The following is a 20,525-nucleotide window of genomic DNA, read 5'->3' as shown; positions in this document are numbered from 1 at the left end:
ATGAAATTTTTTCTTTTAAAGAAATTCAGCGAATTTTTAAACACTCAAACGCATTTTAACCTCAAACGCTTGAGTGCGTCTAGCTTTTTATTAGAGGCTTTTTCTAAAGAAAAACACGCCTTTGTTGTAGATTTGAACACGCCTTATATCGGTTTGTCCAAAAAACCCCCAGAGAGCGTTTTAAAAAACACCCTAGCACTAGATTTTTGTTTGAATAAATTCACTAAAAACGCCAAAATTTTACAAGCAAACATCATTGATAACGATCGGATTTTAGAAATCAAGGGCGCTAAAGATTTGGCTTATAAGAGTGAAAATTTTATTTTGCGCTTAGAAATGATCCCTAAAAAAGCCAACCTCATGATTTTAGATCAAGAAAAATGCGTGATAGAAGCCTTTCGTTTTAATGACAGGGTCGCTAAAAACGATATTTTAGGGGCATTGCCTCCTAATATTTACGAGCATCAAGAGGAGGATTTGGATTTTAAGGGATTGTTAGACATTTTAGAAAAAGATTTTTTATCCTATCAGCATAAAGAATTGGAACACAAAAAAAATCAAATCATCAAGCGATTAAACGCCCAAAAAGAACGCTTGAAAGAAAAATTAGAAAAACTAGAAGATCCTAAAAATTTACAATTGGAAGCGAAAGAATTGCAAACTCAAGCCTCGCTATTACTCACTTACCAGCATTTAATCCATAAGCATGAAAGCCGCGTGGTTTTAAAGGATTTTGAAGATAAAGAACACGCGATTGAAATTGATAAGAGCATGCCCTTAAACGCTTTTATCAATAAAAAATTCACTCTCAGCAAAAAAAAGAAACAAAAATCGCAATTCTTGTATTTAGAAGAAGAGAATCTAAAAGAAAAAATCGCCTTCAAAGAAAATCAAATTAATTATGTTAAAGGAGCGCAAGAAGAAAGCGTTTTAGAAATGTTTATTCCCTTTAAAAATTCTAAAATCAAACGCCCGATGAATGGGTATGAAGTGCTGTATTATAAGGATTTTAAAATCGGTTTAGGGAAAAACCAAAAAGAAAATATCAAGCTTTTACAAGACGCAAGAGCGAATGATTTGTGGATGCATGTAAGAGACATTCCTGGATCGCATTTGATCGTTTTTTGCCAAAAGAATACGCCCAAAGATGAGGTCATTATGGAATTAGCCAAAATGTTGATTAAAATGCAAAAAGATGCGTTTAATAGTTACGAAATTGACTACACGCAACGAAAATTTGTCAAAATCATCAAAGGAGCTAATGTCATTTACTCAAAATACCGAACTATTAGTCTAAAGGACACTTAAACACTTAAGGAGGTTAGCATGGGTGTTTCCGCTTTAGGCAATGTAACTTATATCAACCAAAACGCTCCTTTAAATTCTGCTATCCAACAGGGTGCAAGAAGTGATATGCTGGATTTAGCGCAAAGCTTTCAAAGCAAGCTTGAATTAGCCCAAGAAACAAGAGCGTTAGAAAACATGCAAGCTATTAGCGATAAAGACCCTAAAGAAGGCTCTAAAAACCGCTATCCAAACAGCCAAAGGGCTAAGGCGTTTGGCTTGGAAGAAGAAGAAATTGAATTGTGGCATGAAGAGCATTTGCTGGATATTGTGGGGTAGGGTGTCGCGAATAACCCCTGTCCTTTCATGAGTTTAAAATAAAATAATCAAGTCTCCGTTTTTTAAATGTTAAAAGATTTTAGCTATCAATATCAATCACAATAGAATCTTATATTTTTAACAAAAGGGAATGCGCCATGTTAAGGGGTGTCAAAAAAGCGGTTTTTAGGGTTTTGTGTTTGGGGGCGTTGTGTTTAGGGGGGTTAATGGCAGAGTCAAACCCTAAAGAGCTTATATTTTCAGGTATCACTATTTACACGGATAAAGATTTCACTAGAGCTAAGGAATACTTTGAAAAAGCTTGTAGATTAAACGATGCTGATGGTTGCGCGATCTTAAGAGAGGCTTATTCTAAAGTCATCCTAAAAGGAAGTGCAAGAGAAAGCATTGAAAAAGCTCTTGAACACACCGCTACTGCTAAAGCTTGCAAATCAAACGATGCTGAAAAATGCAAGGACTTAGCAGAGTTTTATTTTAATGCAAACGATCTTAAAAATGCTTTAGAATATTACTCTAAATCTTGTAAGTTAAATAATGTTGAAGGGTGTATGCTGTCAGCAACTTTTTATAACGATATGATAAAGGGTTTGAAAAAAGATAAAAAAGATCTAGAATATTATTCTAAAGCTTGCGAGTTAAACTATGGCGATGGCTGTGCGATTTTAGGGGATATTTATCATAATGGTGAAGGCGTAACACAAAATTTTAAAAAAGCTTTCAAATATTATTCTAAAGCTTGCGAGTTGAATAATGGTGAAGGGTGTTCTAAATTAGGAGGGGATTATTTTCTTGGTGAAAGTGTAACGCAAGATCTTAAAAAAGCTTTTGGATATTACTCTAAAGCTTGCGAATTAAACGAGGCTCTAACATGCACGCTTGTAGGAGAGTTTTATCGTGATGGTGAAGGCGTAGCAAAGGATCTTAAAAAAGCTTTTGAATATTCTGCCAAAGCTTGTGAATTGAACGATGCTAAAGGGTGTTACGCTCTAGCAGCGTTTTATAATGAGGGTAAGGGCGTAGCAAAGGATGAAAAGCAAACGACAGAAAACCTTGAAAAGAGTTGCAAGCTAGGATTAAAAGAAGCATGCGATATTCTCAAAGAACAAAAACAATAAAATCCTAAGCCCTAACCAAGCCCCATTAAACAGCTTTCGTTTAACTGGTCGCTTTTATGATATTGAACAAACCCTTTGTCCTCTCAAAAAGAGAAAATGGCGGTGGAGTCTCTTGGTATCTGGCTCTTGGGGGTCTTTTGATGAGAGTGTTAGCGCATTTGGAAAAATTAATCAAATCCATTGTGGTTTTGATGTAGCTAGGCAAGTTTAATAGGCATATTTCAAAGAGTTTATAGCTCGCTAAAGCGTCCGCATAGGCTCTGTGGCTGACTTCTATACCAAACCCTAAAAGCTCTTTTAAAAAACTCAAAGAATAACGCATGGATAAAATAGCTCGTTTGGATAAATCCAAAGTGCAAAGCTTTAAATTCAATAAGGGGCAATGCAATTTTTCTACAAAATAACGCCCTAAAAAGTTGTAATCAAAATTAGCGTTATGGGCCACAAACACGCTATTGCCTAAAAAAAGCCGCAATTCTTGCAAAGCTTCATGCACGCTTGGGGCGTTTAGGGTGTCTTCATAAGCGATGCCTGTAAGCTCAGCGATATAATCAGGCACGCTTTTGACTTTCACAAGGGTTTCAAAACGATTGATAATTTCCCCCCTCTCACTTGCACGGCCCCGATTTCTAAAATCTCATGTTTTATGGGGCAAGAGCCGGTGGTCTCTAAATCAATAAAGGAAAAAACCTCATCTTTAAGGGGGGTTTTAAGGTTTTTGAGCGTGATTAAATTTTCGCTCGTTTCTATGAAATTAAGCCCGCATGCTTTTAAATATTCCAAATTGATTTCATCATAAATAAGGCGAGAGAGCGATTTTTCTAGCATGCCCAAGCTTAAATCCTGGTGCTTTAAGCGAGCGATTAGGGCTTGAATGTCTTTATGCAAGAGGCTGTCTGACATTCTGTAAGCCTTCAATAGCCAGCTTACGATCTTTAGATTTAAAAATATAACTCCCTGAAACCACCACATCCACGCCCGCTTGTTGGAGTTCAAAGATATTTGTATCATTCACGCCCCCATCCACTTCTAAAAGGCAGCTAGGGTTGTAGCGTTTGATCAATTCCTTGACTTTCAGGCATTTTTCTAGCACCAGATCTAAAAATTTCTGCCCGCCAAAGCCCGGATTCACGCTCATTAAAAGCACTAGCCCCACGCTTTCTAGCAAGTATTTAATACTTTCTTCATGCGTGTGGGGGTTTAGGACAACGCCTGGCGTGATGCCTGAATGTTTAATGAGTTGCAACACCCTGTGGGGGTGCTTTTCATTTTCTGCATGAATGCTGATGATTTGCGGTTTTAAAGGAGCGAATAACCCCACAAAAAAGCTCGCGTTTTCTACCATTAAATGCACGTCTAAAGGCACTTGGCTCATTTGAGTAACATTCTCTAAAACCACAGGCCCCATCGTTAAATTAGGCACATAATGCCCATCCATCACATCCACATGCAAAAAATCAGCGTTACTCACGCTCTCTATCTCTTTGGCTAAATGCATAAAATCGGCGCTCAAAAGGCTCGGAGCTACTTTCAAAATACTTCCCTATTTTCAATGTTTTCAAGTAAAATATTAGCATCTTTAATCAAATCATAAAAGGGTTTTTATGGATTACAAACATTTTAAATGCAAGCATGCAAACATCGTTATAGAAATCATCAGTCTTTTAGAAAAAGGGGTTAAAAAAGCCCAAGAAATTTTAGAAAAGCCAGACGCTGGGAGTTACACTAAGTTAGAAAACAGCAGCGGGGATACGCCCATTAAAGCGGATTTAGCCCTAGATAAGTTTTTAGAAGAAAATTTTTTGAGTTTAGAAAACATCAAAAGCGTTTTTAGCGAAGAAAAAGAAACGCCTGTTACTAAAGAAAACGGCTCTTACTTGATCGCTTATGACCCCTTAGATGGGAGTTCAGTCATGGAGGCGAATTTCTTAGTAGGCACGATTATAGGGGTTTATGAAAAGGATTATAAGGCGCAAAATTTAGTTGCAAGCCTTTATGTGGTTTTTGGGCATAAAATAGAATTAGTGGTGGCTTTAGACAAGGTTTATCGTTACGCGTTTTATCAGAACGAGTTTCATTTTATAGAAACCATTGTTTTAGAAAATAAGGGTAAAATCATCGCTAGCGGAGGCAATCAAAAGGATTTTTCTTTGGGCTTAAAAAAGGCTTTAGAAGGGTTTTTTGCAGAAAATTACCGCTTACGATACTCAGGATCTATGGTGGCTGATGTCCATCATGTGCTCATCAAAAAAGGCGGAATGTTTTCCTACCCGCAAAAGAAATTGCGAAAGCTTTTTGAAGTCTTTCCTTTGGCCTTGATCATTGAAAAAGCTAAAGGGGAAGCGTTTTATTTTGATAAGGGGGTTAAAAAGCGTTTGCTAGAGCAAAGCGTAGAAAGCTACCATGAAAAAAGCGAATGCTATTTAGCCAGCCCGCATGAAGCTCAGATTTTAGAAAAATATTTAAAGGGAGAATGATGCAAAATAGCGCTAAAAAATTAGAATATGAAGAGCGTTTTAATGACGCTCTTTTGAAATTGCAAGCATGCCAAAAGGAAAAGCAAGTAGCGAGTTGCTTGAAATGCGAGAAGGTTTTAAAATGCGAGATCCGCAACAGTTATGTGGATGCGGCTTATGAGAGCATGAGTTTAGGCGAAGCGGGCGGGTTTGATTTCAATTAAAATGGGATTAAAATGGCTAGTAATACTACCTTGCAAAAGAATTTAGACGCTTTTTACACCCACCCCAAAATCGTGCGATTTTGCTTGGATTTATTAAAAGATCTCATCAATCAAAATCTAGGGCTAGACTTAAACGCATTCCATTTTTTAGAGCCAAGTGCAGGGAGTGGGAGCTTTGTTGATGCATTAAAAGGGTTAGGGATTGCTGATTGGGACGCCCTTGATATTGCCCCTAAAGCTCAAGGCATTCAAAAAAAGATTATTTGTTGGAATTGATTGAGTTTAACAAAAAGCGTATTATTATTGGCAACCCTCCTTTTGGGCATAGAGGGAAATTAGCCCTAGATTTTTTAAACAAATCTTTAAACGAAGCGCCTATTGTAGCGTTTATTTTGCCCAATTTATTCAAACGCTATTCCATTCAAAAACACATTGATAAGCGTGCAAAATTGGTTTTAAACGCCCCTTTAGAAAAAAACGCTTTCATTTTTAATGAACGACCCTATGATGTGAAATGCGTTTTTCAAATCTATATGCATAAAAATATCGCCCTAAATCTTAAAGACGAACGCATCATTGCACCCCCAAAAATCCGCCATAATGACTTTATTACTTACATTCATAACAACACACCACACACCCTAAAATATTTCAACAAAGAAAAATACCAATGGGATTTTGCGGTGGTGAGACAAGGCTTTTATGATTACAACGAAAAGATCACCAATGCAAATTTACTGATTAAAAACCGACAATATTTTTTCATCAAAGCCCATTCTAAAGAAGCTTTAAGGATTATCCATAAAATTGATTTCAACAAACTCGCTCATAAAAACACGCAAGTTTTAGGGTTTTCTACTTATGATTTTGTGGAAGAATATTGCAAATTAAAGGGAATGCATGCTTGAAAAAGTGTTTCAAGAAATTACCAATAAAAGAAAGTTTTTTGCAAGTTCTAGCACAGGGGAGCAGTTTGAAAACCAATTTAGGAATGAATTAAAAAAACACTTTAGCGAAATCAATGGCGATTTAACAGAAGAATTAAGCCATATTGAAGAAAAGCCTAATAAAGAAATCAAAACCGCTTTTAACCAACTCAAAAAGCAAGTTTTAGAAAAAAACCACCCACACACCCTTAAAAACCCTTTTTCAAACCTTACAAGCCATTTTTTATATCAGCCTTTTGGCTCACAAAATTACCCTGATTTTTTGGTTTTTATTTTTGATCATGTGGTAGGGATTGAAATCAAGTTTTCTAAAAACGATAAGGGTGAAAAAAACCTTCAAACTTCTCGCCCCATGTGGAATTCAAACCTGCCTAAACCCAATGCGATTTATGTGTATGGAGTCGCTAATGCAGACATCACTTTTTTTAAAGGCTCAGATATTTTGAGTTATGAAACCAGAGAGGTCTTGCTCAAGTATTTTGATACTTTAGATAAAGATGAAGAAAGTTTGAAAAACGCCTTAAAAGATTTAGAAAATCCCTTTGGATTTGCCCCCTACATCAGAAAAGCTTATGAGCATAAAAAGGAATTTTCTAACCACCACCAGATTGAAAGCTTCTTTTCGCATAACCACATTTTAAGAGAACAAAATGTTTTAAAATTTTTGAAAACACTCACTCATTAGCATATTTGCACCCATTTATCTATTTCTTGTAAAACACGAGTTTATTTTTAGCGTAAAGAAATTGATGATCAGTCTCATAGAAAAAGCCCCTTACATGCTCTCCCCCCTTTTTTTTAATTCAATGCACTTCGCTCCAAACTTTTCTTTTCCACGCATAAGCCAAGAACGACAACACCGCAAAGAAAATCATGATTTTTATCCCTAAGGTATTCCTTTCATGTTTTTTCCTATCGCCCGCTTTTTCCAAATAAGAGATGACTTGTTTTTGAGCTTGTTCACTCAACCCCACTCTAGGCATAGCCGTGCCAGGCAAAAGCTTTTGCGGATCGTTGATGAAAACATTCAAGCCATGTTCGCCCTTAGCCCTAATCATCATGGACAAATCAGGTGCATGAGAGCCTAAATAATTGTCTAAATCTTTAGGATCGCTAAAGGCCTTATCTTTAGCATAATCCAGGCTATGGCACCTTTGACAGCTTTGGGCAAACACTTCCTTATCGCTCAAGTTTTTAGGCAAAATAGAAGTGAGATACGCCACAATATCGCTCAAATCTTGATCGCTAAATTGAGAAAACGCCGGCATAGGATAGGGCCTTTCATCGTTGAATTTATGGCTCAATTTCGCCGTTTTCACGGGGTCTTTGATGAAGTGGGCTAAGAAATTCGCGTTCAAAACCCCCGCCACATGGCTTAAATCCGGTGGCACGACCCCAAAAGAGTTGCTTGCGCTAAGGCTGTCCATAGGGGCTGGAATGTTTTGGGATTTAATGCCATGGCAAGCGGTGCAATTTTCGGCTACAAGCTGTTTTCCTTTATTAGCGTCGCCATTTTTTAAATCCATCGGCTCTAAATCCTTGAAAGCAAAATCTGCCGGAGCGACTTTAGGGTGCATCACCGAATGCGCATAAGGCTCAACCCCATAATAAATCACGCCTACCACCACAATAAGGATGATTAGAATCTTAAATTCTTTCATCTAACACCCCCTTGTTTCTTCCTTTCAGCGATAGTGATAATGGGCAACACCACAAAGAAAAGGGCTAGGAAAGTGATTGAACCCACTAGACCAATGTATTTACCAATCCCAAGCGGAGGCAATTTACCATAGATCGTTAAAACAATCATATCAATGATTAAAAGCCAAAACCACACCATAAACGCCGGCCGTTTGTGCGCGGGAGCGACGACTGGGCTTCTGTCCAAAAAGGGCAGTAAGAAGAAAATCACTTGCGCCACGCCAAAGGCCATTAGCCCTAAATCAGCGCTAAAGAAAAAGCCCCTTAAGACTTCATAGCTCCACAAGAAATACCATTCAGGGTAAATGTGAGGTGGCGTTTTAAGGCTGTTAGCCCTTTCAAAGTTAATGGGATCCATCGCAAAATCATAGTGGTAACACACCAAGTAAAAGAAAAAGACCATGAACGCACAAACCACAAAAATATCTTTAGACAAGAACACTGGCCAAAAAGGAATGACTTTGGATTCTTTTTTCTTGCCTTCAATGAATTTTTTTTCTTCCAATTCAAAGTCAATCTCTTCGCCTTCTTGGTTATTGACATGCGGGATGCGTAAAGAATAAAAATGCACCCCAATGAGTAGAATGATCGCAATGGGCAGTAAAAACACATGGAGCATGAAAAAGCGCGTTAGAGTGGAATCCGCCACAACATAATTGCCCCTGATCCACTCCACCACATCAGCCCCAATGAAAGGAATGCCCCCAAATAAATTCGTGATAACCGCTGCAGCCCAATAGCTCATCTGTCCCCAAGGCAACATATACCCGCTAAAGGCTTCCGCGCTAAAGACCACAAACAAAACCATCCCGCTAATCCAAATCATCTCACGACCCTTTTTGTAAGAGCCATAATAGATACCAACAAACATGTGGATATAAATGATGACAAAAATCATGCTCGCTGCCGTGGCATGCATGTGGCGCCAAAGCCAGCCATAAGCCACTTCTTGCATGATGGTGAAATTCACGCTATCAAACGCCATTTTCGCATCAGGCTTGTAATACATGAGCAAGAAAATCCCTGAGACTACAAGCACGCCAAAAAGGGTTAATAAAATCACCCCCATCGCCCATAAGAAATTGATGTTTTTAGGGATCCAATATTCTGTCATTAGCACTTTAACAAGCTTGTTAGTGCCAAGACGCATGTCTAGCCATTCGCCTAAATTCTTCGCTTTTTTTATCTCTGCCATGGAACTCTCCTTACGCTTTAGCCATCATTTTCTTGTATTCAGCCCCAGCTTCACCAAAAGTGATTTTAGTGCCTTCAATTTTAAAGGGCGGGATATCAAAAGGGCGTGGAGGGGGAGTGCCGGCAATATTCACGCCATCAGCAGTGAAACGCCCCCCATGGCATGGGCATAAAAAGCCTTTTTCTTCATCTTGATAAGTGGGGATACACCCTAAATGCGTGCAAATTTGAATGGCTGTGGTAAAAACGCTCTCGCCAATTTTAAAATCGCGCCTTTCATTAAAGCCCTCTTTTTTAGAACGCTTGAGGATATAGACCGGTTTCCCACGCCATTCCACCGTGGAAAACTGCCCTTCTTGCATGTTCGCCACATCTATGGTCGTAAAACCGGCTGAAACAACGCTTGGGAGCGGATCCCAAGTCTTTTTCATCGCTACCAGACTCGCTATAGCCCCTATAGCTGTAACGCTAGCAAGGCTCATTCCTAAAAAATCACGCCTTTGAATATCTGCCATGATTAAAAAACTCCTTAATGATAATTACCTTTTAACGACTAAAGGCATAGCAAATCCCTATTTTACACAAACTCTCTTAATAATCTTTTTAAAATAACAAAATTAACGCTAAAATCAAACGCTTTTAACGCCGCTTTAAAGAAATTTGAGCGCGCAAATGTTTCAAAAGGGTTTCTAAAACATCGTTATCGTCTTTGCTTGGGGCTTTCAGGCTTTCTTTCTTCTCATCGCCATAAGTGATGGTGATGTTTTGATTGAAATTAGAAAGTTTGATGATGCCAAGCTGGTTGGCTAGAATTTTAAGCGTAATGATTTGCAAAAATTGAGCGCTCAAATCGTCTATTCTACCAAACCTGTCTTCTATTTCTTCATGGATTTGCCCCACCTCATCTACATCCTCACACAAACTCAAACGGCGGTATAAATCCAGCCTCAAACTATCGCTTGCAATGAGTTCAGGGTTTAAAAAAGCGCTCACGCCAAGTTGGATTTCTACGCTTTTTTCAAGCCTTTTCTTCCCCCCACTCAATTCATAAATCGCGTCTTCAAGCATGCGCGTATAGAGTGCATAACCAATGTTTTTAATATGCCCGCTCTGATCTTGCCCGAGCAAATTCCCGCCCCCCTGATTTCTAAATCATGATAAGCGATGCTCTCCCCACTGCCTAAATACGAATTTTTTTCCAAAGCGAGCAAGCGTTTTAAAGCTTGTTCATTCAAACTTTTTTGATCTTCTATGAGGAAATAACAAAAGCCTTCTTTTTTGCCTCTCCCCACACGCCCCCTTAATTGGTGCAAATCAGCCAGCCCGAAATTCTGTGCGTTATCTATAATAATCGTGTTAGCGTTAGGCAAATGAATCCCTGATTCCACAATAGAAGTGCATAATAAAACTTGATAGTTTCCCTTAGCAAACTCTAGCATGATTTCTTCGCTCTTATTAGCGTTAATCTGGGAATGCAAAATAGCGATTTTGAGTTTAGGGATTAAACCTTCTAGCTTGGTTTTGACTTTTGAAATGCTAGCGATGTGGTTATGGATGTAAAAAATTTGCCCGTTACGGCGTAATTCTCTATAAATAATCTCTTTTAAGAGTTCGTCATTCTTTTCTTTCAAAAAAGTGCGGCTGGGTTTTCTGTCTGTGGGCGGGGTTTTTAAAGAGCTAATGCCTTTAATTTGAGAGAGCGCCATGTTTAAAGTGCGCGGGATAGGCGTAGCGGACATGCTTAAAAAATGCACGCTTTTGCTCAATTCTTTTAAAGCTTCTTTTTGTTTCACGCCAAATTTATGCTCTTCATCCACCACCACTAAGCCCAAGTTTTTAAATTTCGCGCCTAAAATCGCATGCGTGCCTACAAGAACATCAACTTGCCCTAATTCCACCGCCTTTAAAAGCTTGTTTTTTTCGCTCGCATACCGATCCAAACGAGCCACCTTAACGCCAAAATTTTCAAAACGCGCCCTTAAAGTCTCAAAATGCTGGTGCGCTAATAAAGTAGTAGGCACGACTAACGCGCTTTGAAAGCCGTTCAAAAACGCGCAAAAAATCGCATGCATCGCCACTTCTGTTTTCCCAAAACCCACATCCCCACTCAATAATCTGTCCATCACTCTCTTAGAGCTTAAATCCTTTGAAATTTCAGCGATAGCCTTTTCTTGATCGCTGGTGTATTCAAACCCCGCATGCGATTTAAAGACTTCCAACTCCGCTAAATGCACATCCATCTTTTTACCCAAGATCAAATTGCGTTCAGCCGCTAATTCAATGATCTTACTAGCAATCTCTAAAAGCTTAGTCCTGACTTTAGCTTTTAATTTGAGAAAGCTCCCTTTCCCTAGCCGGTCTTTAGCTGGCACGCTATCGCTTTGCGCCACATAGCGAGCGATGAGATGCAAGTTTTCTACCGGCAACAGCAGTTTGTCTTCGCCCAAATAAGCGATTTCTAAAAAATCCCTCTTGCTCCCTAAAACGCTGTGTTGGACTAATTGAGAAAACACGCCCACCCCGTAATCATCATGCACCACCCATTCGCCCGGATTTAGTTCATTCAAAGCGAGCTTGGATTTTTGGCGTTTTTTCTTCCTTTCAAAAGAATTGAGCGAAATAAAAATCCCATCAGGGGTTTTAAAGTTTAACACAAAGGGGGCGATGACGCATTCCATGCTGCTTTTTTCAAGCGCACTTATCGCATTGTCTAAAATCGTTTTATTAGGAGCTAGGAGCGTGATTTTATGGTGCGAATGCAAAGCGATAAAGCCTTCTAGGGCATGCGCATGGATTTCTAAATCTTCATAGCCTTGCGCATTTTCTAAAACCTTTAAAGATTTGAAACGCTCACCATCCAATTCGTTTAAGCTCGCTAATTCTTGAACCTCTTCTAAAGCCTTAGGGCTTATGATGCTTTGATAAACGCCCAATAAATCGTTTGCTTTTTCTCCTAAAAACCACAAACCAAAACTGGTTAAATCTTTAGAAAAGCTATTTAAGGGGCTTTGTTCCACTTTTGTTTTTAGATCCTTATAAGATGGTTCGTCCAAACTAAAAAGCGTGGGGGGATTTCAATTTCTAACAAATCTTCTTTGAGGCTCATTTGAGTGGTGGGATCCAATTCCTTAATGCTCTCACACTCCGTGTCAAAAAAACTCAAGCGATATGCTTTAGAATTGGGCGCATAAATATCCACAATATCCCCCTAAAGCTCGCTTCGCCTTCCACTTCCACCAAGTCTAAAATTTCATAACCATAATAAAAGAGCTTGTCTTTCAAATCCTTAAGGTTATATTTTTCTAAAAGAGTGATTTTAAAGCTTTCTAAAAGTTCTTTTTTAGGTAAAGGGTGCAATAACGTGCTAATAGGGGCAATAATGATAACTTCTTGCTTGTTTTCTAAGGCTTGATAAAACTCCCTCAAACCCCCTAAAAGCTGTAAAAATTCTTCAAAAAACGAACGCAAATCATCGTTTTTTTTAGCCCTAAACTCCGGGAAAAGAATGGCTTTAATATTTGGCTTAAAATAGCTTATGACTTCTTTAGCGAGCTCGGATTCTTTAAAATCTTTACAAGCGAGTATTTGGTAATCAAAGCCTTTGTTTAAGGCTCTATAAAGGCTAGATTGGATCATTCCCTATTTATTTTCAATTTTCTTTTCTTGCTCATTGATCAACAACGCCCCCCTTGAATATTCTTAGGGCGAGTTTCCCCAATCAAAATCCCCTTCCTTTCCACCACAAGCTCTTGGCTAGAGATCTTACCATCAAGGCGCCCTAAAGGCATGATTTCTACCACTTCCGCTTCCACCGTGCCAGTAAACTTGCCATTGACCACTAATTTATTAGCAAAAATCTCACCCACTACCGAGCCGGTTTGCCCGATCACCACCGTGCTTTTAGAATGCACCACCCCTTCTAATTCGCCATCTACGTGCAAATGGTAATCTAAATGAAGCTCCCCCTTTATTTTTGTGCCTTGAGCGATGATAGTCGCTGGTCCTGTTTTTGCATTAACCGATTTATTATTGTTATCAAAGATTGCCATCTGATGCTCCTTTCTTTATTGAAAACTTCTTCAAAATCTTTCATGTTCCACTTGGTGAAACTCATGGGGTTTATGGGTTGATCTAAAAAACGCACTTCATAATGCAAATGCGGCCCTGTGCTCATTCCTGTATTACCACTATACCCAATCAACTGCCCTTTTTTGACAAATTCGCCCGTTTTCACAACGATTTTATTCAAATGGGCGTAGTAGGTTTTAAAACCAAAAGGGTGGAAAACTTTAATCAAATTCCCATACCCCCCATTCCACCCTTTGCTCGCTAACCCCACTACCCCGCTTGCGCTCGCATACACAGGCGTGTTAATAGCGGTGCTTAGATCAAGCCCGGTATGGTTGTGCAACACATGCAAAATAGGGTGGATTCTTTTATTAAAGGCGGCTGAAACGCGCCGATAGGATTCTAGCGGGTAGTCATTGGGGATAAGGCGCATGATAAAGCTTTTTTGAAGCCCGGTAATCCCAGCGACATCCAAGCGGCTGGAAAAATTGCCCTCTTCTTTTTCTTCTTCAGGCCTATTCACTCCCACCACTTCTTCTAAATCGTTGATGCGTTCCCCTGAAAGTTGCAAATCGTCTAAAAATTCATCCATTTGCAAAGAAAGCTTTTCATTAGTCTCTCTTTTTTTCTCAAATTCTTTAGTGATTAAAGCATGCTGTTTTTCAATATTTTTAATTTCTTTATTTAAAACCAGTAACGAAACGCCTAAAAACAATAGAGAGCCTATAACGCTCAACAGCGCATACAAGCCAATTTGGCGGAATAAGATATGCACATTAATGTAACGGCTCCCTTTAGAGTCCGTAACCATCACAATCAAACGCCTGTCTAAAAACACCAAAAACCCCTACTGACCTTTTAAGGTGTCTTTATCCACATGCTCTTGGAGTTGGACGATGTCTTCTAAAACCCAAAACAAATTCTTCCATTCAATAAATTTATTTTCTTCTAAAGCGCTTTGGAAATGATCCAAATCCCATGCTAGAAATTTTTGCGCGTCTAAAATTTTACCCAAAAAGCGCACTTCATAATGCAATTTTTCGCCGCCGCTATTGCCGCTCTTCCCGCTATAGCCAATCAACTGCCCTTTTTGGATAAAGCTTTTAGGCTGCACATTGACATGATCTAAATGCGTGTAAATGGAGCTAAAACCAAACGCATGTTCAATGCGCACCAAGTTCCCATACCCCACATTAGAATTGGTCTTCACAAAATCCACAATCCCATCAGCGCTCGCATAAACAGGCGTGTTTAATGGCACGATAAAATCAATCCCGGATTCAACGCCCTTAATCTTTTTAATGGGGTGGTTCCTTTCTTTAGTGGGTTTGATCGCGCTATAAGTTTTCAAGGGCATGCCATTAGGAATGAGCATGAGCGCTAAATGTTTTTGATTTAAGCTCAAATTTTCTAAATCCACTTCATCATAGAGATGCCCTCCTCCATTAGCCCCTCTTTTGATTTCAATCAAGGATTCCAACCCACGGATCTTTTGCCCCACAATAAAGAGCTCTTCTCGCTTGTTTTTAATCTCTTTTGTCAAAGTGTAATTTTTTTGATACAAATCCCTAAAATCCCTTAAAACCGCATTCCTCTCGCTTGTCATCGTATCCATTTTAGCGATTAAAAATTTTAAAAACCCTACGCCAAGCCCCACGATCAATAAAAGAATGATAACAGAAATGATGAGGTTGCGTTTTAAATTTTTAGAAGATTTGAGCTGTTTAGAGCCTGATTCATCAATGATGGTGATCACAAGCTGGTTTTGCGGCATCAATCCCTCTTCTTTGGATAGCGTTCATAAAAAGCGTTGGCTACCAGAAATGAGCCATACACCAAATAATTTTCATTTTCTTCCACATCTTCAAACAAAGCGTGTTCTAACCCTAAAGTTTCTAAAATCCCTTTAAGTTTTTCTAATTGGATAATTCTTTCATTATGCAATTCTAAAATCAAAACCTTTTTAACCACAGGCTTTAAAATTTCTAACACCAAAAAAGCGTCCTTATCTTGATAGCAATTATAAATCAAAACGATTGGAGCGTTAAAAACGCGTTTGATTTCTTCTTTTAAGGCTTTAGCGCTATGGGGGTTATGCCCCACATCTATTAAGATATTAGGGCTTAAAAGCTCGCAACGGCCGATTAAATTCAGGGGCTTTAGGTTTTTTAAAACTTCTTGTTTATTGCATGGCATTAGCGTTTCAAACGCTTTTAGGGCCACTTCTAAATTCATCGCTAAAAAATGGGCTAAATGGTAGCGCTCAATATAATCTTTCACTCCTTTTGAAATCTCATTTTGAACCACAATCAATTGCGCGTGTTTTTCTTTGGCGATTTTTTGAGCCGCATTTAAAACCAGTTCTTGTTGGGGAGCGATGATATTAAGAGAGCCCATCGCTTTTAATTTGGTTTGCGCAATGCTTTCTAAACTATCCCCTAAAAATTCCTTATGATCATAATCAATGGGGGTGAAAACGCTTAGGGTTTTTTCTAAAGCGTTCGTGCTGTCAAACTCCCCCCCAAGCCCCGCTTCTAAAACCAAATAATCGCAATCTTTAGCGAGCATGACAGCTAGTAAGGTAGCGTATTCAAAATACGAGCAAGCGCTGCTGAAAGCGTGCGGTTGCAATTGCTGGTGGGCGTTTTCTAAAACGCTTTCTTCAACAACAGAGCCATTCAAAAAAAAGCGCTCCCTGAATTCAAAAACATGAGGGGAGGTGAAATGCAACACCTTAAAATTTTGATCGGCTAATAAAAGGGTTAAAAACCGCCCGGTGCTGCCCTTGCCATTAGTCCCTACTACATGAATGACTTTCGCTTGGATCTCAAAAAAAGCGTTCTTAAAATCTTTATAAATTTGAATGAAGCGGCTAGGGTCAAACTTGTGGTATTCCTTAGGCTTTGTTTCTAAAAACGCCTTTAACCCATGGCTATTTTTCATTATTGAATTTCCCCTCATAAGCGATTTGAGCCACAAATTTAGTCAAAGTTTGTTCCACAGCCTGATTGATAGCGTAATAGCGGTTCTGGTAGGTGTTAAGGGGGTCTTGCAAATTCACGGCGTAATTGTAATACCCGCTATTTTGAAAAGTCTTTTGTGTGCCTCTTTTATTATCATAGGTGTAATTCACAGACACGGTTGCGCGATAGAAAGTCGTAAAGCCTTCTTTATTTTGCGTGATGCTCGTATCGGTTACATTCGTGATTTCTATAATAATGATAGAATCCGCATCCTTTTCACTCGCTAAGCGGCTTTGGAAGCGTTGCACGACTAAACGATTCATCAAATCCTTAAACTCTACAGAGTTTTCAGGGTTAGGCAAATTCACAATGAGTTTCACGTATATGCTATCGCCTAAAGCGTTTTGAGCGTAAGCGGCGATGGGCTTATACCCACAGCCCTTGAACCAAAACAACAAAATAAAAAAAAGTAAAGCCCTCATGCGATAACAAAATTAACAAGCTTATTAGGCACATAAATTTCTTTTTTAACGCTCGCGTTTTCTAAATATTTCTCTAATTCTTTTTTAGCCAAAACAATAATTTCTTCTTTACTGGCGTTAATATTGACTTTCAATTCCGCGCGCCTTTTGCCATTAATGGTAAGCCCTAAAGTCATAAAGTCTTCCATCAAAGCGTCTTCATCGATCGCTATAGGCTTGAAATTCTCTCTTTTAAAAAGCCTCTCGCTCAACTCCCATGCGGTGTGTGGGATAATAGGCTCTAAAATTTGCAACAACACAAAATAACCCTCGCATAAAATTTGCTCATTATTTTGCGCACTCAAAGCGTTTAAGGCTTCCATGCAACTTGCGATCAAAGTGTTAAACGCGTAAGCGCTTTCAGCCTTATTGAAAATTTCATGCGATTTTTTTAACGCTTCATAGACTTTCTTACGAGCTAGTTTTTGCGCTTCATTCAGGCCCACTCCTTTAAATTCAGGCTTAGAAGTGGTAGGGGTAATGGCGTTCGCTTTATCGTATAAGCGCTTGATAAACCGGTGTGCCCCCTCTAAAGCGCTGTCATTCCATTCCAATTCTTTAGCCGGCGGGGCAGCAAAAAGGATAAAGAGTCTTGCGGCATCAGCCCCGTATTTTTTAAGTATCTCTTTAGGGCTAACGACATTGCCTTTAGATTTGCTCATCTTAGCGCCATCTTTTAAAACCATGCCTTGGGTGATGAGCTGTTTGAAAGGCTCATCTAAATTGAGATAGCCCAAATCCCTTAAAGCCTTAGTGAAAAAGCGCGCGTATAACAAGTGCAAAATCGCATGTTCAATGCCGCCAATATAAGTGTCCACCGGCATGAAATACTTCAAGTAATTTTGATCAAACGCTTGATTTTCACGCTGGTTTTTGGGGGTGGTATAACGCAAGAAATACCAACTGGATTGGATGAAAGTGTCCATGGTGTCTGTTTCTCTTAAAGCGTCTTTGTGGCATTTAGGGCATTGAGCGAATTTCCAACTCGCATGCTTTTCTAACGGATTGCCCTCCCCATCAATCACAATGTCTTCAGGTAAAGTTACCGGCAGTTGGGTTTCAGGCACAATCCCACAATTCTTGCAATGAATCATAGGAATGGGCGCTCCCCAATACCTTTGACGGCTCACCCCCCAATCTTGCAAGCGGTAGTTGATGACCCTTTTACCGAGGTTTTCTTTTTCAAAATAAGCGATGATTTTTTCTCTGGCCACTGAGCTAGAAAGATCGCTCCACTCCCCGCTATTTTTTAAAACCTCTTCTTTGGTGTGGGGCAAACTTTGAGAGCTTTGCGTGATCACTTTAATAGGAATATGATAAAGATTAGCGAATTCAAAATCCCTTTCATCGCAGGCTGGCACGCCCATTAACGCCCCAGAGCCATAATTGGCTAGGGCGAAATTAGCCACCCAAACAGGGATTTTTTGCTTCGTTAAAGGGTGGATAGCATAAACGCCTAAAAACGCCCCTTTTTTCTCCAAAGCTCTTTCTCTTTGAGTCGTGTTTAAAATCGCTTTAATGATCTTTGAATCTTCTTGGCTCACTCGCTTAATGGCATGCTCTACTAAAGGGTGTTCTGGGGCGATGGCGATGTAAGTTACGCCATAAATGGTATCCGCTCTTGTGGTAAAAACTTCAATTTCTTGAATGCCGTTGCAAGCTTTCAAGCACTCATCAGCGATTTTAAAGCCAAATTGCAACCCGCTAGATTTCCCTATCCAGTTTTTTTGCATGGTTAGGACTTGAGAAGGCCAATGATCTTCTAAAGTTTCTAAGTCTTTTAGTAATTCTTCAGCGTAGTTTGTGATCTTCAAATAATATTGGTAGAGTTCTTTTTGAACAACTTCCGTATCGCAACGCCAACACCTCCCATCAATGACTTGCTCATTAGCTAAAACGGTTTTGTCGTTAGGACACCAATTGAGCATGGCTTTCTTGCGATAAATTAGCCCTTTTTCCCACAAATCAATGAAAAATTGCTGTTCAAATTTCGTGTAATCCGGATCTGAAGTGGCAAATTCCCTGTTTTTAGAAAAAGAAAACCCTAAAGCTTCAAACTCTTTTTGCATGGCTTCAATGTTTTCATAAGTCCAGGTTTTAGGGTGGATACCATGCTTAATGGCCGCATTTTCTGCAGGCATCCCAAAAGAATCAAACCCCATAGGGTGTAACACATTGTAATGGTGCAAACGATAATAACGTGCCAACGCATCGCCAATGGTGTAATTGCGCACATGCCCCATGTGGATTTCCCCACTAGGATAAGGCAGCATGCTTAGAATGTATTTTTTAGGGAGGTTAAAATCGTCTTTAGGCTCAAAACTCTTATTTTTCCACCAAAATTCTTGCCATTTTTTTTCTATATTGATAAAATCCATCGTTACCCCTTAATCCGTTTCGCTCGTTACAACGCTTTCAATCAACAAAAAGATAAGGCTGAAAGCGTTGCTAATCAACGCCCCAATCATGAGCATGTAAGCGGTAACCAAATTATTTAAAATCTGTAAAAACACAAACGCCGGTATGAGGTGCAACACGGTAGCTAAAGAGCTGGCCAACAGCTCTGAAGCGAAACGCTTGATCACCCCAATTTTGAGCGTAACAGAAATAAGGTTTAAAGCTAACGCTACAAACAACACCACCGTGTTAGGCTCATACAAAAACCCTGCAATGGTGGTTAAAGAAATAAGGCTGAACAGTACATGAACGACCCGACCCCAATCCATAGAAACTCCTTAAACTTGACCGCCCTCATACAAACGGCGCATTTTTTCTTTCTCTTGAGCTTTTTTGATTTTTCTAGCCTCATTCTCATAATATTTACCCATATCAAAGCCTAACAATAACGCCACTTTAGGGGCGATGAAAATAGAGCTGTAAGTCCCTACAATCGTGCCTATTAGCATGGGCAATGAAAAGCCAATGATGATCTTACTCCCAAACACGCACAAAATCAACACCACAAAAAACACGGTTAAAGAAGTTAAAAGCGTGCGCGTGAGCGTGCTAGAAATGGCTTCATCAATGGCTTGAATGGCGTTTTTGGTTTTTTGAGAGAGCATTTCTTCTCTGATCCGATCAAAAATAATGATCGTATCATTAATGGAATACCCGATCAATGTGAGCAAGGCCGCAATCACTTCCAAATTCATATCAATCTTAAAAACAATCACCGAGCTTGCCACTAAAATCACATCATGTACAAGCGCAATAACACTCGCTAAAGCGAAACGCCATTCATAGCGGAAACTCACATAGACCATGATCGCCATTAACGCTAAAATCAGCGACAAAATGCCCTTTTCTTTCAATTCGCTCCCCACTCTAGGGCCCACGGTGTCAAATTTACGGATTTCAAAATCGCCGCTAGGTTTTAGAATGTTAGCCACGATAGCGTTCAAGTCTTCGTTTTCAGCCGTTTCTACAAAAGGGAATTTGATTAAAATCTCTTCTTTAGAGCCAAATTCGCTCACTTGCACGCCTTTAAAGCGAGCTTCTTTTTCAAACAGATCGCGCACTTCTTTAATGGGGGCGTTTTGAGTGTAACGCACTTGCACCAAACTCCCCCCCGCAAAATCAATCCCTAAAGAAAACCCTTTGAAAAACAAAAGCCCTAACGCTAGAAGCACTAAGATCGCTGAAACGATCACCCCATAATTGGAATAACGCATGAAGCTTAAGATTCTAGTTTGTTTGAATAATTCCATAAAACC

General features: G+C 39.4%; 19 protein-coding genes and 5 pseudogenes. 7 read left to right on the top strand and 17 right to left on the bottom strand.

Features of this window, described 5'->3' with window-relative positions:
- From D2C78_01560 to D2C78_01550, 3 genes are all read left to right on the top strand, one after another.
- Positions 1–1,308 (top strand): fibronectin-binding domain-containing protein, encoded by a 1,308-nt coding sequence (locus tag D2C78_01560; GenBank protein QEF34774.1) that lies wholly within the window; start codon positions 1–3, stop codon positions 1,306–1,308.
- 18 nt (positions 1,309–1,326) lie between these two features.
- Positions 1,327–1,623 (top strand): hypothetical protein, encoded by a 297-nt coding sequence (locus D2C78_01555; GenBank protein ID QEF34773.1) that lies wholly within the window; start codon positions 1,327–1,329, stop codon positions 1,621–1,623.
- A gap of 137 nt (positions 1,624–1,760) precedes the next feature.
- Positions 1,761–2,738, top strand: coding sequence for a sel1 repeat family protein (locus tag D2C78_01550; GenBank protein ID QEF34772.1), 978 nt, complete (start codon positions 1,761–1,763; stop codon positions 2,736–2,738).
- Between the two features lie 40 nt (positions 2,739–2,778).
- Here the strand turns inward: D2C78_01550 and D2C78_01545 are convergent.
- Positions 2,779–3,641 (bottom strand): annotated as a pseudogene (locus D2C78_01545) (3'-5' exonuclease).
- Complete coding sequence (rpe, locus tag D2C78_01540) at positions 3,619–4,272, bottom strand: ribulose-phosphate 3-epimerase (GenBank protein ID QEF34771.1); 654 nt, start codon at positions 4,270–4,272, stop codon at positions 3,619–3,621. Before rpe ends, D2C78_01545 begins: the two are co-directional and overlap by 23 nt.
- Before the next feature lie 70 nt (positions 4,273–4,342).
- On the opposite strand from rpe, the gene D2C78_01535 reads away from it, so the two are divergent.
- Complete coding sequence (locus tag D2C78_01535; GenBank protein QEF34770.1) at positions 4,343–5,215, top strand: class 1 fructose-bisphosphatase; 873 nt, start codon at positions 4,343–4,345, stop codon at positions 5,213–5,215.
- Positions 5,212–5,418, top strand: a complete 207-nt coding sequence (locus D2C78_01530) for a hypothetical protein (GenBank protein ID QEF34769.1) — start codon at positions 5,212–5,214, stop codon at positions 5,416–5,418. The genes D2C78_01535 and D2C78_01530 overlap by 4 nt, the downstream gene beginning before the upstream one ends.
- Positions 5,419–5,443: 25 nt before the next feature.
- Here D2C78_01530 and D2C78_01525 read toward each other — a convergent pair.
- A pseudogene (locus tag D2C78_01525) lies at positions 5,444–5,521 on the bottom strand (restriction endonuclease subunit S).
- Between the two features lie 163 nt (positions 5,522–5,684).
- Between D2C78_01525 and D2C78_01520 the strand changes: the two are divergent.
- Positions 5,685–6,326: a DNA methyltransferase gene (locus D2C78_01520; protein QEF34768.1), complete on the top strand. Its 642-nt coding sequence runs from the start codon at positions 5,685–5,687 to the stop codon at positions 6,324–6,326.
- Entirely contained in the window at positions 6,319–7,050 is a 732-nt protein-coding gene (locus tag D2C78_01515) for a type II restriction endonuclease (GenBank protein ID QEF34767.1), read from the top strand. Before D2C78_01520 ends, D2C78_01515 begins: the two co-directional genes overlap by 8 nt.
- 118 nt (positions 7,051–7,168) lie before the next feature.
- Here the strand turns inward: D2C78_01515 and D2C78_01510 are convergent, their stop codons facing one another.
- From D2C78_01510 to secF, 14 genes and pseudogenes are all read right to left on the bottom strand, one after another.
- Positions 7,169–8,026: a cytochrome c1 gene (locus D2C78_01510; protein ID QEF34766.1), complete on the bottom strand. Its 858-nt coding sequence runs from the start codon at positions 8,024–8,026 to the stop codon at positions 7,169–7,171.
- On the bottom strand, positions 8,023–9,261 hold the full coding sequence (locus D2C78_01505; GenBank protein ID QEF34765.1) for a cytochrome bc complex cytochrome b subunit: 1,239 nt from the start codon (positions 9,259–9,261) through the stop codon (positions 8,023–8,025). Before D2C78_01505 ends, D2C78_01510 begins: the two co-directional genes overlap by 4 nt.
- A 10-nt stretch (positions 9,262–9,271) precedes the next feature.
- The gene (locus tag D2C78_01500; protein ID QEF34764.1) at positions 9,272–9,775 is read right to left on the bottom strand and encodes a ubiquinol-cytochrome c reductase iron-sulfur subunit; all 504 of its coding nucleotides are present in this window, start codon (positions 9,773–9,775) and stop codon (positions 9,272–9,274) included.
- A 124-nt stretch (positions 9,776–9,899) separates the two neighbouring features.
- Positions 9,900–11,383: pseudogene (locus D2C78_01495) on the bottom strand (DEAD/DEAH box helicase).
- Between the two features lie 150 nt (positions 11,384–11,533).
- Positions 11,534–11,938, bottom strand: a pseudogene (locus D2C78_01490) (transcription-repair coupling factor).
- A gap of 481 nt (positions 11,939–12,419) precedes the next feature.
- Complete coding sequence (locus tag D2C78_01485; protein ID QEF34763.1) at positions 12,420–12,896, bottom strand: hypothetical protein; 477 nt, start codon at positions 12,894–12,896, stop codon at positions 12,420–12,422.
- Positions 12,897–12,899: 3 nt separating this feature from the next.
- Positions 12,900–13,309: pseudogene (locus D2C78_01480) on the bottom strand (polymer-forming cytoskeletal family protein).
- Positions 13,228–14,166 carry a M23 family peptidase gene (locus tag D2C78_01475; protein QEF34762.1) on the bottom strand — a complete coding sequence of 313 codons (939 nt, stop codon included), beginning with the start codon at positions 14,164–14,166 and terminating at the stop codon, positions 13,228–13,230. Before D2C78_01475 ends, D2C78_01480 begins: the two are co-directional and overlap by 82 nt.
- 9 nt (positions 14,167–14,175) lie before the next feature.
- Positions 14,176–15,102 (bottom strand): M23 family peptidase, encoded by a 927-nt coding sequence (locus D2C78_01470; GenBank protein ID QEF34761.1) that lies wholly within the window; start codon positions 15,100–15,102, stop codon positions 14,176–14,178.
- Positions 15,102–16,271 (bottom strand): bifunctional folylpolyglutamate synthase/dihydrofolate synthase, encoded by a 1,170-nt coding sequence (locus tag D2C78_01465; GenBank protein ID QEF34760.1) that lies wholly within the window; start codon positions 16,269–16,271, stop codon positions 15,102–15,104. The genes D2C78_01470 and D2C78_01465 overlap by 1 nt, the downstream gene beginning before the upstream one ends.
- Positions 16,261–16,773: a hypothetical protein gene (locus D2C78_01460; protein QEF34759.1), complete on the bottom strand. Its 513-nt coding sequence runs from the start codon at positions 16,771–16,773 to the stop codon at positions 16,261–16,263. Before D2C78_01460 ends, D2C78_01465 begins: the two co-directional genes overlap by 11 nt.
- The gene (gene leuS / locus D2C78_01455; protein ID QEF34758.1) at positions 16,770–19,190 is read right to left on the bottom strand and encodes a leucine--tRNA ligase; all 2,421 of its coding nucleotides are present in this window, start codon (positions 19,188–19,190) and stop codon (positions 16,770–16,772) included. Before leuS ends, D2C78_01460 begins: the two co-directional genes overlap by 4 nt.
- 9 nt (positions 19,191–19,199) lie before the next feature.
- A complete protein-coding gene (locus D2C78_01450; GenBank protein ID QEF34757.1) occupies positions 19,200–19,538 on the bottom strand; it encodes a hypothetical protein in 339 nt (112 codons plus the stop codon).
- Between the two features lie 9 nt (positions 19,539–19,547).
- The gene (gene secF, locus D2C78_01445) at positions 19,548–20,519 is read right to left on the bottom strand and encodes a protein translocase subunit SecF (GenBank protein ID QEF34756.1); all 972 of its coding nucleotides are present in this window, start codon (positions 20,517–20,519) and stop codon (positions 19,548–19,550) included.
- Between the last annotated feature and the right edge of the window lie 6 nt (positions 20,520–20,525).

The organism is Helicobacter pylori (genome assembly GCA_008032935.1).
Taxonomy (GTDB): domain Bacteria; phylum Campylobacterota; class Campylobacteria; order Campylobacterales; family Helicobacteraceae; genus Helicobacter; species Helicobacter pylori_CX.
Note: the sequence above shows the minus strand (reverse complement) of the source record. Positions and strands in the feature narration are given on the sequence as shown.